This is a genomic window from Brevundimonas sp. (assembly GCF_044336875.1).
Lineage (GTDB): Bacteria > Pseudomonadota > Alphaproteobacteria > Caulobacterales > Caulobacteraceae > Brevundimonas.
In genome coordinates this window covers 36,279-50,841 of sequence record NZ_JBIIOP010000004.1, presented here as the reverse complement: position 1 = coordinate 50,841, position 14,563 = coordinate 36,279, and the positions used below count along the sequence as shown (strand labels likewise).

Sequence of the window (14,563 nt, the reverse complement as noted above, 5' to 3'; positions counted from 1 at the left end):
CGCATTCCCTTTCGCAAAGAGGGCTTAAGGCTGGTCGGCCCGGCCCCAGCGCTGATACAGGTTGTAGCCCGACACCCCGACGCAGGCCAGGGCGATCAGAGCCAGCACCCAGCCGATCAGCACCGTGTCGCCGGCGTTCGACTGAGAGGCCTGACGGAAGGCGGCCATGGCCGCGCCGAAGGACAGCATGCCGATGGCGCCCATCACGAGGAAGGTCAGGGTCTCGCTCCAGTCGAAACGGCGCGGCGCCTCGGCCTCGGCTTCCGTCTGTGTCTGAAGGCTCTCGCCCTGCGCCGCATCGGCGTCGAACAGGGGCGCCTGATCCAGATGGGCGAAGCCGTTGGTCTCGGGCCAGACGAGGCGATGGGGCGGCGCGGCCTGCAGCAGGCCGGGGGCTTCGGTCAGCACCAGGCTGGGCGTGTCGGTTTCGGTCATGGCGGCCGGGATGAAGACCGGCACCTGGACGGGCTGGTTCGGCAGTTCGACGAAGGCCGGCGTCGCCTGGGGCTGCGAGGGCTCCGGCTCGGCGGGCGCGGCGACCGTGGTCGCCGGGGCCGCGTCCTCGGGAACCGCATCCGGTTCTTGCGCCTGGGCGTCCATCGGGGCGGGTTCGGCCTCTTCGGCGAGCGTCGGATGGTTCAGGTCATTGGCGGCGACGATCTCGATGACGGATTCGCCGGCCGGCTCGCTCGTCTCGTCGTCGCTCGCGGCGATGGCGGGGGTGAAGCCGGAAAGGGGACCGATCGCGCGCATGGCGTAGGGCGAATAGAAGGCGGCCACGCTGTTCGTCGCCGCGAGTTGCAGCTTCGGAAGAGCGTCGCCGGGCTCGGACGTCGGCGCCGCATCCTCGACCCTGGCGTCCTCGACCTCGGCCGGCGCCTCGCTCGCCGGCGCGTCATCCGTCGCGGTGTCCGCCTCCGGTTCGGGGGCGGGGATAGGGGCGGGGGCAGGGACGGGCGCGGGGCTCAACTCCGCAGCCTCGGCGTCGACCGGTTCCGCGGTCTCGCCCAGCAGGGTGGCGACGGCGGCTTCGCGCGTCATCGGCGCCGTGTCCTGGACGGCCGGGAAAGGCGCCACGTCGACGGCCTCGAACGCAACGGCCTCGGTCGTGTCCTGCGTGGCCTGCACCAGGGTGGCGGTCGGAGGCGGCAGGGGGGCGGCCAGCAGATCGGCCAGGGATACCGGTGCGTCGGGATTGGCGATGAAAAGGGCGCGTTCGGCGGCGCGGCGGCGCGGCGGCGTGGCGATCTCGCTGTCGTCCGCCCAGGACGCCAGGGCTTCCGCGGCCTCGCTCGGCGCGCCGGCGTTCAGGCGCGCCAGGACGTCCGATGTCCTGAAACGATCCACGCCGACCGAGAAGGCGAAACTGGCCAGGGCGTCATACTGGTGCTGATTGAGCGAGGTCTGGACCTCGTCGACCGCCTTCACGACCGGGATCAGGTCGTACTGCAGCAGCAGTTCCGCGTCGCTTTCCGAAACCGTCAGCCCGTCCCGTGCGGAGGCGGTATGGCCGTAGCCGATCGTCCAGCGACCGTCGGCGCGCTGGATGGCCCGGGGGCGGAAACCCTCGAAGCTCTTGATCAGAATGACTCCCTCTCGGGAAATCTTGGTCGGTTTCAACGTGTCAGACAAAATTGTTGCCCCAAAACGAGACGACGGCGCGGCCCTGGGCCAGGCCGCCGCAAGCATGAGGCCAGTCTTTTATGGTAAACGGATCAAGCTTTACAGCAGGACGATCGTCGCCAGACCCAGGAAGATCAGGAAGCCGAAGAAGTCCGTGGTGGCGGTGACGAACACCGCTGACGACACGGCGGGGTCGAACTTCAGCTTCGACAGGGTGAGGGGCGTCAGCACCCCGATACAGGCGGCGACCAGCAGGTTCAGCACCATGGCGGCGGCGATGACCAGGCCGATCTTCCAGTCCTCGTCGCGGAACCAGACGCCGGCGGCCAGGCCGATGAGCGGGGCCAGGATCAGTCCGTTGGCGGCGCCGACGAACAGTTCGCGCAGGAAGGTCCGCATGGCGTTGGCCGAGTTCAGCTCGCGCGTCGCCAGCGCCCGCACGGTGACGGTCAGGGCCTGGGTGCCGGCGTTGCCGCCGATGGCCGAGACGATGGGCATCAGCACGGCCAGGGCCACGATCTGCTGGATGGTGGCCTCGAACAGACCGATGACGCTGGCGCCCAGGGCGGCGGTGGCCAGATTGATCGCCAGCCAGGGCACGCGACCGCGCACGATCTCGGACACGGACGAGCCGCGATCCTCGTCGGCGACGCCGGCCAGACGCAGGATGTCCTCGCGGTTCTCTTCCTGGATGATGTTGACGATGTCATCGACGGTGATCTGGCCCACCAGACGACCCGCCGCGTCCACGACCGGCGCGGAGATCAGGTGATATTTCTCGAAGATATAGGCGACCTCTTCCTGGTCCTGGTAGACGGCGATCTCGTTGATCGGCTCCATCAGGTCGGTCAGGGCGGTGCTTCGGGCGGCGCGCAGCAGGCCGCTGATGGGCACGCCGCCGACGGGGCGGTTCAGGGGGTCGACCACATAGATGTCGAAGAAGAGTTCGGGCAGGTCGTCGCCCTGTTTGCGGATGTGGTCGATGGTGTCGCCCACGCTCCAGAACTGGGGCGCGGCCATGACCTCGCGCTGCATCAGGCGGCCGGCGGACTCCTCGTCGTAACCCAGGCTGCTCTCGATGGCGGCGCGGTCGACCTCGGGCATGGCGGCCAGGACGCGTTCGCGCTGGTCGTCCTCCAGATCCTCGACCACCGCGGCGGCGTCGTCGGAATCCAGTTCCTGCAGCGCCTCGGCCAGGGTGCCGTGGGGCACCCGCTCCAGCACCTCTTCCCGGATCCCGTCGTCCAGTTCGGGCAGGGTCTCGGCCAGCAGTTCCGGCGGCAGCCACAACACCACGACGGCCCGGTGTTCGGCCGTCAGAAAGCCCATCAGGTCCGCGACGTCGGCGGGGTGGAGATCCTCCAGCAGCGAGCGCAGCCGCATCCCGTCGCCGTCGTCGGCGGCGTCCACGACTTTCTCGACGAATTGAGGGGTGAGGACATAGTCCTCGTCCAGGGCGGCGTGGTCTTCGTTCTCAGGCGCTTCGGCTGGAGCGAAGGCGGAATCCGTGGTGCTCACGTTGTCGCCTCCCTTGGTATGTCCAGCCGTAGTTAGCCGATGAATCGCCCTGTTTAGCCAGATGGTGCGGTCGAGAAGACTCGAACTTCCACGGGTTGCCCCACAGCGACCTCAACGCTGCGCGTCTACCAATTCCGCCACGACCGCTCGCATCGGAGCGGCGGCGAATAGACGAAGCCGCCGGAAAAGGAAAGCCTCTCTTTTCAGACCCGTCGCGGTTTGCGCGTTTCGGCCTGTGGATGGCTCAGGCCGAGCCGGCCATGAAGTCGTAGACGTCGGCGGGCCGGGTCACGGTGATGGCGATCCGGTCGTCCCGGATCTCGATCTCGCCGCGCGCGACCGGATGATTATTGGCCAGGATCCAGACTTCGTCGCCCTCGGCGGCGTCGAGCGGAATCACCGCGCCGCGACCCATGCGCAGCAGTTGCGACATCGGCAGCACCATCCGGCCCAGCACCACTGAGATTTCGACGTCGACGGCGTTGATCTGGGACACGGGCGCTCTTTCACTTCGAGGCGGTCCCTTGCGGAAACCCCTCGGGCTGCACATTGAAGCCTCATGCTTTCCGACCCGTTAAATACCGACCTGCTGAAACTGCGCCGCGAGGACGATCGACCCGTCGACTGGGTCGTGGCGCCGGGCCATGTCGACTACGCCGCCGCCGAAGCCTTCATGGAGGCGCGGGTGGCCGCCATTGCGGCGGGCGAGGCGGGCGAGATGATCTGGCTGCTGGAGCATCCGCCCCTCTACACGGCGGGGGTCTCGGCCAGGGACGAGGACCTGCTGGATGCGGGCCGCTTCCCGGTCCACCGGACGGGACGGGGCGGGCAGTTCACCTATCATGGCCCGGGCCAGCGGGTGGCCTATGTGATGCTGGACCTGAACCGGCGCGGCAAGGACGTGCGGGCCTTCGTGCGCGGGCTGGAGCAATGGCTGATCGGCGGTCTGGGCGAGTTCGGCGTCAAGGCGGACGTGCGCGACGGCCGGGTCGGGGTCTGGGTCGAACGCAAGGGGCCGGGCTGGTCGCGTGAGGACAAGATCGCCGCCATCGGGGTCAAGCTCCGCAAATGGGTCAGCTTCCACGGCGTCAGCCTGAACGTGGAGCCGGACCTGGACCATTTCGGCGGCATCGTGCCCTGCGGCATCCAGGAACACGGCGTGACCAGCCTGGTCGACCTGGGGGTGCTGGCGACGATGGACGAGGCGGATGCCGCGCTGAAGACCAGCTTCCATCGGATATTCGGTCCGACGACGGAAATAATCCCGTCTTCCTGAGCCGCGCCTCTTCGCCGCATGAGGGGCGACAATCGGGCGAAAGCACGGTCGCAGGGCTTGGCAAGCGTGGGAGGCTTAAGGTTTAACCACCGCACCCAAGCTTACAGACCGAGCCCAGGAGCCCTCCATGAACCGCCTGATCGCCGCCGCCTCGGCCGCCGTCATGACCCTGACCCTGGCCGCCGGCGGCGCCGTGGCCCAGGACTTCCGCGCCCTGGCGCAGCAGGATCTGCAGGCCGCGCACGACGCCCTGGCCCAGAACCATCCGGCGGCGGTCATTCCCGGTGCGCCGGGCGAGGCCTTCCGCAGTTGGATCGACACCGGCCTGGCGGACGCGACCAGCAAGGTCGGCCGCGTCAACAGCGGCGACAGCCATGCCTATCTGATGCGCTACTACGCCAACGGCTTCCGCGACTCGAACATCGCCATCCGCCCGACCTATGAAGGCCTGGGCCCGTATTTCGCCACCAGCTGGCCCGGCGTGGCCACCGCCTGGCGCAACGGCGAATATGTCGTCTCCTATGTGAAGCCGGGCGTGCGCAATGTCCCGCCGGTCGGCGCCGTGCTGGTCGACTGCGCCGGCAAGAGCGCCGCCGATCTGGCCGGTGAAAAACTGGATCGCTGGGAAGGGGATCTGACGACCGAGGCAGGCCGCGTCCGCACCGCGCCTTACCTGCTGTGGAACCGCAACAACCCGTTCGTGACCGGCGTGCCGTCGCTGTGCAAGTTCAAGGTCGGCCGTCGCGACCGCGAATTCCAGCTGCAGCCCCAGCCCGTCGACGCCGCCAGCCTGGAAGCCGCCTATCGCGCCACCGTCTATGTGCCCGGCGCCACGCCTCTGGCGGTCGAGACCGTCGATGGCCGTCCCTGGATCAACGTCCACACCCTGGCCGACGACGCAGCCTGGGACGCCTTCTTCGCCGCCGTCGAGGGCCAACTGCCCGCCATTCGCGGCGCCCAGGGCCTGGTCATCGACCTGCGCGGCGCCAATGGCGCATCCCTGAACGCCACCAGCCGGGGCTATGGCCTGGCCAACCGCATCTGGACGCCCGAGTTCACCGTCAGCCGCCAGCCGGAGGCGGGTTCGATCACCTATCGCGCCACGCCCGAGAACCGTCGCTGGTTCGCCGACACCCTGGGCCGGATGCAGGCCGATCCGCGCTTCGTCGCCGAATCTGGTCCCGTGATCGAACAGACCCAGGCCATCGTCGCCGCCTTCGATTCGGCCATCGCCGCCGGCCAGCCGACCTTCACCATGGCCGGGCGCGCGTCCGTGCCGGACACCGGCGCGGCCAATCCGGTCGCCGGTCCGGTGGTGGTTCTGGTCGACGGGGGCTGCACCAGCGGCTGCCTGGACACTCTGGACCTGCTGACCCGCCTGCCGAACGTGCGCCTGGCCGGATCGGTCACGGCCGAGGACTCGATCTTCATCGAGCCGACCGTCCTGCGCCTGCCGTCGAACTATGCCGACCTGACCTATGGTCACAAGGCCTGGACCACCCGCCAGCGCGGCAATGACGCGCCCTTCACCCCGGCCCAGGGCCTGGCCTACACCGGCGATGCGACGGATGAAGCCGCCGTACGCGCCTGGGTCGGCACGCTGTTCCAGTAAGACTGTTCACTTGAGAAGAGGCGAGGGGGCGGGCAGGGGTGGAACCTCGGCCCGCCCCTTCCCATTTGCAGACCATGACCGAACTCGCCCCCACACACGACGACCTGCGCTCGCCCTCGGGCTATGACCTGACGCCGCCCAACCCCGAGGAGCGCGCCCGGCTGGAAGCCGACCTGAACCCCGAGGAAAAGCGAGTCCTGCTGTCGCACGGCACCGAGGCGCCCTTCTGCGGCACCCTGCTGGGCGAGAAGCGCGCCGGAGTCTTCTGCTGCCGCGAATGCGGCCTGCCCCTGTTCAAGAGCGGGACCAAGTTCGAGAGCGGCACCGGCTGGCCCAGCTTCACCAAGCCGGTGGACGAGAGCCATGTCCACGAGATCCGCGACCTCAGCTACGGCATGATCCGCATCGAGACCCAGTGCGCCCGCTGCGGCAGCCACCAGGGCCACGTCTTCCCCGACGGTCCGCCGCCGACCGGAAACCGCTACTGCATCAACTCGGTCGCCCTGTCGTTCGTGGCCGAGGGCGAGCCCCTGCCGGACCCTTTGCATCGGGGCGACGGAAACGCCTGACCTTGGCCTTAATCGCCGTGCTAGGATGATGGGGAACGGAGACGTGGGATGCTGATCGCAGGACTCTTGGCCGGTATGGCGCTGATGGCTTCGGACGGGGATCCGGACGGCGTGGTCACGACCGCCCCGTCCAACGCCCCGACCCTGGCCCAGGCCCTGGCCGCCGCGCCCGAGGCCGCCGTCGCCGCCCCCACGGCCCAGGACGCCCAGCCCCACGGCCTGACTACCGAACAACAGATCCAGCGCTGGATGGACAACCGCACGCCCGGCGCCAGCTTCCAGGAACCGGCCGACGCCGGCCCGCGCGACGATCGCCAGATGCACGGCATGGTCGAGGCCGGCGTCGGCACCGGCGGCTATCGCAGCTATGGCGCCGCCGTCTCCCTGCCGGTCGGCGAGAACGGCCGTCTGGATCTGGCCTATCGCGAGGGCCGCAACGAGCCCTGGGGCTATGGCTACGGCTATGGCGGACCCTATGGCTACGGCCTGCGCGGGCCAGGCCTCTATTCGCCCTACGGCGGCTGGCGCGGCCGGGGCTACGGCGGCGATTCGACCAGCAAGACCCTGTCGATGGGCTTTAGCTGGAGCAAGGATGATGCGGACAGGGACCGCGATCCGTACCGCCAGGGGCTGTCGGCCTACGACTGAGGCAGGCGGCTTCGGGGCCGGTTTCAGGCTGGAAGCCTAGGGCGAAGGTCGACCTGTAGCGGACATTCGGTAGCAATCGCTGGGTTTCGACGTCTATGGTCGGTCATGGCCGACTGTGGCCCATCGGAGCCTTGCCGTGCAGATCGCTGTGCTCACCTTTGACGGCTTCAACGAGTTGGATTCGTTCATCGCCGCCGGGATTTTAAACCGTATGCGAGCGAAGGGTTGGGGTGCGTACATCACTTCACCCACGCCGGAAGTCACCTCCATGAATGGTGTAACCGTCCGTCGACAGCAACCGTTGGAGTTCGCCGCCACTGCTGACGCCGTCCTGATCGGAAGCGGCGTCAAGACCAGAGACGTCGCGAAAGACCCGGTCATCCTCGGCCAACTCAATCTCAATCCGGCGAGGCAACTGATAGGGGCGCAATGCTCCGGAACGCTGCTGCTGGCGAAGCTGGGACTTTTGGGCGGACTGCCAGCCTGCACCGACCTCACGACGAAGCCGTGGGTTCTGGAAGCGGGTGTCGATGTAATTGACGCGCCATTCGTCGCCCATGGGAACGTCGCGACTGCCGGGGGTTGCCTCGCATCCCAATACCTCGCGACTTGGATGATCGCACGAATGGCTACGGTGGAAGATGCGATGGAAGCGATCCATTACGTCGCTCCCGTTGGAGAGAAAGATCGATACGTCACTCAGGCTATCGATGCGGTCCGCCCGCATCTGCTGGATTGCGCTGTGCACGCCGCTTGAGCCAAGCTCCGCTTCTCACCCCTGGCTGAACTTCCGGGCGCCCGCTTGAAACGGCGGAGGAGAGCCGCTTGCGCTCCCAATTCCGAAAGCGAAAGCCCGCATTTTCAGTCACCTGGAGTGCGGGAACGGTAATCGACCTGGCGCCTTCCAGGGCCGTGCGATGATGAACGCATGGTTTGCGAAAGCGTGAAATTCCTCCGTCAACTGCGCTCCTTTGCGCATTGCACTGGTTCTGACGGTGCAAGTGCAATTTCCCGGCGCTCGATTTCGGACATTTCGGACGTTTCGGACACTTTTTCCAACCCATCCCGATTCCGTCATCTTCGCCCTCGTGGCGAGGATCCAGACCCCCGGTGGCTCCAGAGGATGTCAGGCCGAACACCGGGCGCATGGATCCCGGGGACGAGCCCTGGGATGGCGGAAAGAAGGATTGCGCGCACTGTCTCGCCGCCGATTTCGGACATTTCGGACAGTTCGGACACTTTTTTCCGGCTCGCCCTCCGACGAAAGCCCCAACCCCCCGCCGCTACATCCTCAACGCGCGGGCGTGTCCGAACCGCCTGTCTTCCGCACGAACACCCATCCCACGGTCGTCGCGGCGAAGAAGGCCAGGGCGATCCCCAGGAAGGTCCAGCCCGACATGACCACGGCCCAGCCGCAGAAGCCCAAGCCGCCCAGGGCGGCGAGGCGGACAGGCCAGCGGTCGCTGAAGCGCAGCATGGTGACGCAGCACAGGCCGTAGACCACCAGGAACAGCACCGTGGTCGCCCCGATCAGCAGGCTGAACTGTCCGGCCAGACGCGGCTGGGCGCTGATCAGCACCATCAGGGTCATCAGCCCGCCGTGGATCAGGGGATTGGCCGGCGGCGTCAGGGCGCCCCGGCCGAAGACGCGGGGCAGGAAGCCCTGGCGGGCGCCGGCGCGGGCGGTCTCGCCGGTCAGCATCATCCAGCCGCCCAGGGTGCCCAGGGTCTTGGCGATGGCGCAGACGGCGACGAAGCCCGCCGCCCCGCCGCCGATCACCCGGGCGGCGACATCGGCGAAGGGGCTGCTGGATCTGGCCAGCTCCGTCGCCGGGATCACCCCGAAGATGGCCGCGCTGACCGCGATATAGATGACCGCCGCCAGACCGACGCCGACGAAGGTGGCGCGCCCCACGTCGCGCTCCGGATGCTTCAGGCGCTGGGCGACGACCCCGGCGCTCTCGAAGCCCAGAAAGGCCCAGAAGATCAGGGCCATGGAGGCGGGGACGCTGGACGCCAGACCGGCGCCGTCCGGCGACCAGGAGGCGGCGAAGACCTGGGGATCGAAGGCCAGGGCGCCGGCGATCACGGCGATGGCCAGGGGAATCAGGCCGATCCCCAGCGACAGGCCGCCGAACCGGGCCACGGCGCGCGGCCCGGCCATATAGAGGAAGGTGGTCAGCCACAGCAGGGCGATGTTGCAGGCCACGCTGGGCCAGCGCTCGGCCAGCATCGGGAAGAAGTGGGCCAGATAGCCGGTGGCGGCCACGGCTATGGCCACATTGCCCAGCCAGTTGCCGACCCAGTAGCCGATCGAGGCCTGATAGCCGAAGAATCGCCCCAGCCCCTGTTCGGCATAGCCCGACAGGCCGTCTGCGGCGGGCAGGCGTCGCCCCAGTCCGGCGAAGACCCCCGCCAGCAGCAGGGCCCCCAGGGTGGCGACCACCCAGCCGACCATGCTGGAACTGCCGACCGAGGCGAGAGAGGCGGGCAGCAGATAGACGCCCGATCCGATCATGTTGCCGGTGACCAGCAGGGCGGCCAGAACCCAGCCCAGCTTGCGCGGTTCGGTCGACGGCGTGTCGGTCATGGCGTTCGGCTCCTGATCGGCCATAGCAAAAAGGCCCGGCTTTCGCCGGGCCTTTTCAGTCTCAGATGGTGCCGCCGGGGGGAATCGAACCCACGACCTCAGCCTTACCAAGGATGCGCTCTACCACTGAGCTACGGCGGCCCCGACTGAGGAAGCGGCCGTATAGCCAAAGGTTTCCGGCGTGGGAAGCGCCTTTTTGATCCTGCGAAAGAAAGTTTGGACATGGCCCGGGATCGCGGCATCATTCGGCCATGACTCGCCCCCCGCACGACGCCGACACCCCCTCCGCAACTGCCCAGGCGACGCCGCCCGCCGAATCGGGACCGGAGTTCGAGATGGCGCGGGCCAAGGCCGAGAAGGCGATCCGCCTGGCCTCGGCGCTGCGGGCCAATCTGCGGCGACGCAAGGCCCCGGCGCGGACGCCGGCCGCGCCTCGCGACAGCAACTGATCCCCGCAACGCAAAGTCATCGGGCCGTAAAGGCCTGACCCTTTGGCAAGCGCCCGGCGGCTTGCTAGATACCCAATCCCCCCGAAGCGTTTCCTTCGGGCGCGCTCAAGGACGACATGGACAGCATCGCCATTCAGGGCGGCGCCCAGCTTTTCGGGGACATCCCCGTCAGCGGCGCCAAGAACTCCGCCATCAAGCTGATGGCCGCCTCGATCCTGACGGATCAGCCTCTGCTGCTGACCAATATGCCGCGCCTGGCGGACACCCGGTTCCTGGGCCAGTTGCTGCGCCAGTTCGGCATCGAGGTGACCGAACGCGACGGCGCGGACGGGCAGGAGAGCCTGTTCCATGCAAAGGAACTGACCTCGACCTTCGCCCCTTATGATCTGGTGCGCCAGATGCGGGCCTCGTTCAACGTCCTGGGCCCGCTGCTGGCCCGCACCGGCGAGGCCAAGGTGTCTCTGCCCGGCGGCTGCACCATCGGCGCCCGCCCGGTCGATCTGCACCTGCAGGCCCTGACGGCCCTGGGCGCCGAGATCGAGCTGGAGGAGGGCTATGTCACCGCCCGTGCGCCCAAGGGGCTGCAGGGGGCGGAGATCGAGTTTCCGTTCGTCTCGGTCGGTGCGACCGAACACGCCCTGCTGGCCGCCGTGCTGGCCCAGGGGACGACCGTGCTGCGCCGCGCCGCGCGCGAGCCCGAGATCGGCGATCTGGCCCACTGTCTGACGGCGATGGGCGCCAGGATCGAAGGCATCGACACTGATGTCCTGACCATCACCGGGGTCTCGTCGCTGAACGGGGCGACCTGGTCGGTGATTCCCGATCGGATCGAGATGGGCTCCTACGCCGTCGCCGCCGCCATGGCCGGGGGCGAGGTGCGCCTGACCAAGGCGAGGGCCGAACTGATCGGCTCCCTGACCGACAAGATGATCGAGGCCGGCGTCGAGGTGTCGCCCACCGCCGACGGCGTGGTGATCAAGCGCGATCCGAAGCAGCGGCTGAAGGCCGTGGATGTCGAGACCGCCATCTATCCCGGCTTCGCCACCGACCTGCAGGCCCAGTTCATGGCCCTGATGACCACGGCCGACGGCGTCAGCACCGTGCGCGAGACCATCTTCGAGAACCGTTTCATGCATGTGCCGGAACTGGCGCGGCTGGGGGCCGAGATCTCGGTCCACGCCGGCGAGGCCCAAGTGCACGGGGTCGAGAGCCTGCGCGGCGCCCAGGTGATGGCCACCGATCTGCGGGCCTCCATGTGCCTGGTCATCGCCGGCCTGGTCGCCGAGGGTGAAACCACTGTCGGCCGCGTCTATCATCTGGATCGCGGTTTCGAGCGTTTGGAAGAAAAGCTCGGCGCATGCGGAGCGGATATCCGGCGGATTAAGGGAACGGGTGATGAGCACTGAGATCGACGGCGTCATCCCCGAAGCCAAGGCGCCGGTCGAGCCGCTGCGCCTGCTGGCCGAGGACGCCGACGATCTGCAGATCATCTCCGCCGCCCTGCAGGACGCCATCCTGCGGCCCGTCGACATCGTCTGGGAAAAGCAGGCCCGCACCCTGACCATCGCCTTCAGCCGCTTCTGCTGGGAATGCGGTGAGACGCGGGTCATGTCGGCCATGCAGTTCGGCGACGTGCTGGCGGTCAAGAGCCGGCGCCTGTCGCGCAGCCCCGACGCCTCGCTGGAGCTCCTGGCCCTGGACTTCATGCCGACCGAGGCGCCGAGCGGCCGGGTCATCCTGATGTTCGCCGGGGGCGGGGATCTGCGGATCGACGTCGAATGCCTGGATGCGGTGGTCACCGACATCTCCGAGCGGTGGCCCGCCCGGATCGCGCCGACCCATCTCGACGCCCCCATAGACGAAGGGAATGCGGCATGAGCGGTCCCCACAAGCTGGTCTCGGTCGAACTGGATGCGGCGACCCTGCCGGCGGCGACGGCCGAGATCGAGCACGAGCGCCGCGTCGCCATCTTCGACCTGGTCGAGAAGAACAGTTTCGAGCCGGTCGGCGCCGAAGGCGGTCCCTACAAACTGAAGCTGTCGCTGCAGGACAATCGCCTGGTGTTCGACATCGACGGCGACGACTTCACCCGCACCTACGCCATCAGCCTGACGCCCCTGAAGGGGGTGCTGAAGGACTATCTGCTGATCTGCGACAGCTACTACGAGGCCCTGCGCGGCTCGTCGCCCAGCCAGATCGAATCGGTCGACATGGGCCGGCGCGGCCTGCACAACGAGGGGGCCGAACAGCTGAAGTCGCGGCTGGAAGGCAAGATCGTGGTCGATCACGAGACGGCGCGGCGCCTGTTTACGCTGCTCTGCGCCCTCTACCGTCGCGGCTGACCTCGACTATCTCTGCGTTTTGGGGCATTAGGCCCCTCCATTCCGCCCCTCGCGCCCGCCCGGCGTGGGGTCGAACGCATATTCAACGGGCGTGAGAGGCCGCATGGCTAAGGAAGAACTGCTCGAGTTTCCCGGCACCGTCAGCGAACTGCTGCCGAACGCCACCTTCCGCGTGACGCTCGAGAACGACCACGAGATCATCGCCCACACCGCCGGCAAGATGCGCAAGAACCGCATCCGCGTGCTGGCCGGCGACAAGGTCCTGGTTGAAATGACCCCCTACGACCTGACCAAGGGTCGCATCACCTATCGCTTCAAGTAAGTGGCTGCGGGTAGACCCGAACTGGTGCTGGCCTCGGCCAGCCCGCGCCGCATCGAACTGCTGGCGCAGGTCGGGATCACGCCCGACCATATCGACCCCGCCGACATCGACGAGACGCCGCTGAGGGGGGAGACCCCGCCGCGCCTCGCCGAACGTCTGGCCACGTCCAAGGCCCGGGTGGTCGCCGACCGGCGGCCCGAGGCGGTGGTCATAGCCGCAGACACCGTCGTCGCCGTGGGCCGTCGCTTTCTGGAGAAGGCGGCCGACGAGGCCGAGGCGACGCGCTTCCTGAAGCTGCTGTCCGGCCGCAATCACCGCGTCTTCACCGGTGTCGCGGTCATCCGCGACGGCAAGCTGTCGTCGCGCGTCAACGAGACCCGCGTCACCTTCAAGACCCTGTCGGACCACGAGATCGCCACCTATGTCGCCGGCGGCGACTGGCGCGGCAAGGCGGGGGGCTACGGCATCCAGGGCCCGGCCGGGGCCTTCGTGCAGCGAATCGTCGGCAGCCATCCGTCGGTGATGGGCTTGCCGGTTTATGAGGCCGTCCAGCTGTTGAACGGCGTCGGCTGGCGCGCATGACCGGCGCGGTCGAGGTCTTCCTCGACGAGACGCCGGGCGAGACGCGCGGCGCCGTCTTTCGTGACGGCCGCTACACCCATCTTCTGATCCAGCGCGAGACGGATATTCCGCAGACCCGGCTGGGCGCCCGATCCGTGGGGCGGGTGATGGAGGTCAGTCCGGGTCTGCGCGGCGCATTCGTCGACATCGGCGCGGACGTTCCGGCCTTTCTGCCCTTTCCCCGCAACGATCGTCTGACCCAGGGCGAACGGCTGGAGGTCGTGGTCACGGCCGAGCCGCGCGCCGGCAAGGGCGCAGTCGTGCGTCGGCTCGGGGCCGGGGAGGGGGCGCCCCGCCTGCTGCTCGCGGCGCCGGATGTCTCCGCCCGGTTGCGTGAAATCGCGCCAGGCGAGGAATCAGTGACTGGCCTCGCGGCCATCGACGCCGTGATGGAAGCCGAGGAGGAGGCGATGGGGCGTCGTCATCTCTTTCCCGCCCAGGGAATCGACCTGTCCGTCGAGCGCACCCGCGCCCTGGTGGCGGTCGACATCGATCATAAGCCTGCGGCGGGGCGGGATCCGAAACAGGCGCGGGCGGCGGCGAATCGCGAAGGTCTGAGACAGACGGCGCGACTGATCGGTCTGAAGAACTGGGCCGGACTGATCGTGATCGATCTGGTGGGCGACGGTCAGGACGCCGAGGCCCAGGCCAAGATCGCACGGGCTGTCTTTGCGGACGAGCCCCAGGCGGTGTTCGGTCCGGTCAGTCGGTTCGGCCTGTTGCAGCTGTCTCTGCCATGGAGGCGCGCGCCGATCGAGGACCGCCTTCTGGACGCGGACGGGCGGGCGTCGCTTCAGACGCGGAGCCTGTCGCTGGTGCGGCGGGTGCGGCGCCGACTATTGTCCGACACCCTGTCGCCCCGTGTGATGGTGCGTTGCGCGCCGGAGGAGGCGGTCGTCGTGGGGCCTCTGACGGCTCGACTGGGACCGCGCGCCGTGATCCAGGCCGACGCCGCCGTGCTCGCCGGGCGCGGCCAAATAGAAGAGAACTGAG

General features: G+C 68.1%; 16 protein-coding genes and 2 tRNA genes. 12 read left to right on the top strand and 6 right to left on the bottom strand.

Annotation, left to right across the window (positions count from 1 at the left end):
• Positions 1-24: 24 nt before the first annotated feature.
• From ACIQ1T_RS07210 to ACIQ1T_RS07195, 4 genes are all read right to left on the bottom strand, one after another.
• Positions 25-1,632, bottom strand: coding sequence for a glycoside hydrolase family protein (locus ACIQ1T_RS07210; RefSeq protein WP_395943855.1), 1,608 nt, complete (start codon positions 1,630-1,632; stop codon positions 25-27).
• Positions 1,633-1,722: 90 nt separating this feature from the next.
• On the bottom strand, positions 1,723-3,141 hold the full coding sequence (gene mgtE / locus ACIQ1T_RS07205; protein WP_395943854.1) for a magnesium transporter: 1,419 nt from the start codon (positions 3,139-3,141) through the stop codon (positions 1,723-1,725).
• Between the two features lie 62 nt (positions 3,142-3,203).
• Positions 3,204-3,288, bottom strand: a tRNA-Leu gene (locus tag ACIQ1T_RS07200).
• A gap of 97 nt (positions 3,289-3,385) precedes the next feature.
• On the bottom strand, positions 3,386-3,691 hold the full coding sequence (locus tag ACIQ1T_RS07195) for a FliM/FliN family flagellar motor switch protein (RefSeq protein ID WP_395943853.1): 306 nt from the start codon (positions 3,689-3,691) through the stop codon (positions 3,386-3,388).
• Between the two features lie 9 nt (positions 3,692-3,700).
• Here ACIQ1T_RS07195 and lipB point away from each other — a divergent pair, with 9 nt between their 5' ends.
• The 5 genes from lipB to ACIQ1T_RS07170 all read left to right on the top strand — a co-directional run bounded on the left by lipB (position 3,701) and on the right by ACIQ1T_RS07170 (position 8,003).
• A complete protein-coding gene (gene lipB, locus ACIQ1T_RS07190) occupies positions 3,701-4,417 on the top strand; it encodes a lipoyl(octanoyl) transferase LipB (RefSeq protein WP_395943852.1) in 717 nt (238 codons plus the stop codon).
• A 127-nt stretch (positions 4,418-4,544) separates the two neighbouring features.
• A complete protein-coding gene (locus ACIQ1T_RS07185) occupies positions 4,545-6,029 on the top strand; it encodes a hypothetical protein (protein ID WP_395943851.1) in 1,485 nt (494 codons plus the stop codon).
• Between the two features lie 74 nt (positions 6,030-6,103).
• Complete coding sequence (msrB, locus tag ACIQ1T_RS07180) at positions 6,104-6,598, top strand: peptide-methionine (R)-S-oxide reductase MsrB (RefSeq protein WP_395943850.1); 495 nt, start codon at positions 6,104-6,106, stop codon at positions 6,596-6,598.
• Positions 6,599-6,646: 48 nt separating this feature from the next.
• Positions 6,647-7,246: a hypothetical protein gene (locus ACIQ1T_RS07175; RefSeq protein WP_395943849.1), complete on the top strand. Its 600-nt coding sequence runs from the start codon at positions 6,647-6,649 to the stop codon at positions 7,244-7,246.
• Positions 7,247-7,382: 136 nt separating this feature from the next.
• Entirely contained in the window at positions 7,383-8,003 is a 621-nt protein-coding gene (locus ACIQ1T_RS07170) for a DJ-1/PfpI family protein (RefSeq protein ID WP_395943848.1), read from the top strand.
• Between the two features lie 534 nt (positions 8,004-8,537).
• On the opposite strand, the gene ACIQ1T_RS07165 is transcribed toward ACIQ1T_RS07170, so the two are convergent.
• A complete protein-coding gene (locus tag ACIQ1T_RS07165) occupies positions 8,538-9,836 on the bottom strand; it encodes an amino acid permease (RefSeq protein WP_395943847.1) in 1,299 nt (432 codons plus the stop codon).
• A gap of 66 nt (positions 9,837-9,902) precedes the next feature.
• A tRNA-Thr gene (locus ACIQ1T_RS07160) sits at positions 9,903-9,977 on the bottom strand.
• Between the two features lie 110 nt (positions 9,978-10,087).
• Here ACIQ1T_RS07160 and ACIQ1T_RS07155 point away from each other — a divergent pair.
• The 7 genes from ACIQ1T_RS07155 to ACIQ1T_RS07125 all read left to right on the top strand — a co-directional run bounded on the left by ACIQ1T_RS07155 (position 10,088) and on the right by ACIQ1T_RS07125 (position 14,562).
• The gene (locus ACIQ1T_RS07155; protein ID WP_395943846.1) at positions 10,088-10,285 is read left to right on the top strand and encodes a hypothetical protein; all 198 of its coding nucleotides are present in this window, start codon (positions 10,088-10,090) and stop codon (positions 10,283-10,285) included.
• Positions 10,286-10,401: 116 nt separating this feature from the next.
• A complete protein-coding gene (gene murA, locus ACIQ1T_RS07150) occupies positions 10,402-11,691 on the top strand; it encodes a UDP-N-acetylglucosamine 1-carboxyvinyltransferase (RefSeq protein ID WP_395943845.1) in 1,290 nt (429 codons plus the stop codon).
• A complete protein-coding gene (locus ACIQ1T_RS07145; RefSeq protein ID WP_395943844.1) occupies positions 11,681-12,163 on the top strand; it encodes a DUF2948 family protein in 483 nt (160 codons plus the stop codon). The genes murA and ACIQ1T_RS07145 overlap by 11 nt, the downstream gene beginning before the upstream one ends.
• The gene (locus ACIQ1T_RS07140; RefSeq protein WP_395943843.1) at positions 12,160-12,627 is read left to right on the top strand and encodes a UPF0262 family protein; all 468 of its coding nucleotides are present in this window, start codon (positions 12,160-12,162) and stop codon (positions 12,625-12,627) included. The genes ACIQ1T_RS07145 and ACIQ1T_RS07140 overlap by 4 nt, the downstream gene beginning before the upstream one ends.
• A gap of 103 nt (positions 12,628-12,730) precedes the next feature.
• A complete protein-coding gene (gene infA, locus ACIQ1T_RS07135) occupies positions 12,731-12,949 on the top strand; it encodes a translation initiation factor IF-1 (RefSeq protein WP_008261544.1) in 219 nt (72 codons plus the stop codon).
• A complete protein-coding gene (locus tag ACIQ1T_RS07130; RefSeq protein ID WP_395943842.1) occupies positions 12,950-13,531 on the top strand; it encodes a Maf family protein in 582 nt (193 codons plus the stop codon).
• Positions 13,528-14,562, top strand: a complete 1,035-nt coding sequence (locus ACIQ1T_RS07125) for a ribonuclease E/G (protein ID WP_395943841.1) — start codon at positions 13,528-13,530, stop codon at positions 14,560-14,562. Before ACIQ1T_RS07130 ends, ACIQ1T_RS07125 begins: the two co-directional genes overlap by 4 nt.
• The last annotated feature ends 1 nt before the right edge of the window (position 14,563 follow it).

What these genes read in the sequence shown, in the direction of transcription:
- ACIQ1T_RS07195 (WP_395943853.1), bottom strand. Translation starts at nt 3,691, where the DNA reads ATGTGCAGCCCGAGGGGTTTCCGCAAGGGACCGCCTCGAAGTGAAAGA.
- lipB (WP_395943852.1), top strand. Translation starts at nt 3,701, where the DNA reads ATGCTTTCCGACCCGTTAAATACCGACCTGCTGAAACTGCGCCGCGAG.
- ACIQ1T_RS07185 (WP_395943851.1), top strand. Translation starts at nt 4,545, where the DNA reads ATGAACCGCCTGATCGCCGCCGCCTCGGCCGCCGTCATGACCCTGACC.
- msrB (WP_395943850.1), top strand. Translation starts at nt 6,104, where the DNA reads ATGACCGAACTCGCCCCCACACACGACGACCTGCGCTCGCCCTCGGGC.
- ACIQ1T_RS07175 (WP_395943849.1), top strand. Translation starts at nt 6,647, where the DNA reads ATGCTGATCGCAGGACTCTTGGCCGGTATGGCGCTGATGGCTTCGGAC.
- ACIQ1T_RS07165 (WP_395943847.1), bottom strand. Translation starts at nt 9,836, where the DNA reads ATGACCGACACGCCGTCGACCGAACCGCGCAAGCTGGGCTGGGTTCTG.
- ACIQ1T_RS07155 (WP_395943846.1), top strand. Translation starts at nt 10,088, where the DNA reads ATGACTCGCCCCCCGCACGACGCCGACACCCCCTCCGCAACTGCCCAG.
- murA (WP_395943845.1), top strand. Translation starts at nt 10,402, where the DNA reads ATGGACAGCATCGCCATTCAGGGCGGCGCCCAGCTTTTCGGGGACATC.
- ACIQ1T_RS07145 (WP_395943844.1), top strand. Translation starts at nt 11,681, where the DNA reads ATGAGCACTGAGATCGACGGCGTCATCCCCGAAGCCAAGGCGCCGGTC.
- ACIQ1T_RS07140 (WP_395943843.1), top strand. Translation starts at nt 12,160, where the DNA reads ATGAGCGGTCCCCACAAGCTGGTCTCGGTCGAACTGGATGCGGCGACC.
- infA (WP_008261544.1), top strand. Translation starts at nt 12,731, where the DNA reads ATGGCTAAGGAAGAACTGCTCGAGTTTCCCGGCACCGTCAGCGAACTG.
- ACIQ1T_RS07125 (WP_395943841.1), top strand. Translation starts at nt 13,528, where the DNA reads ATGACCGGCGCGGTCGAGGTCTTCCTCGACGAGACGCCGGGCGAGACG.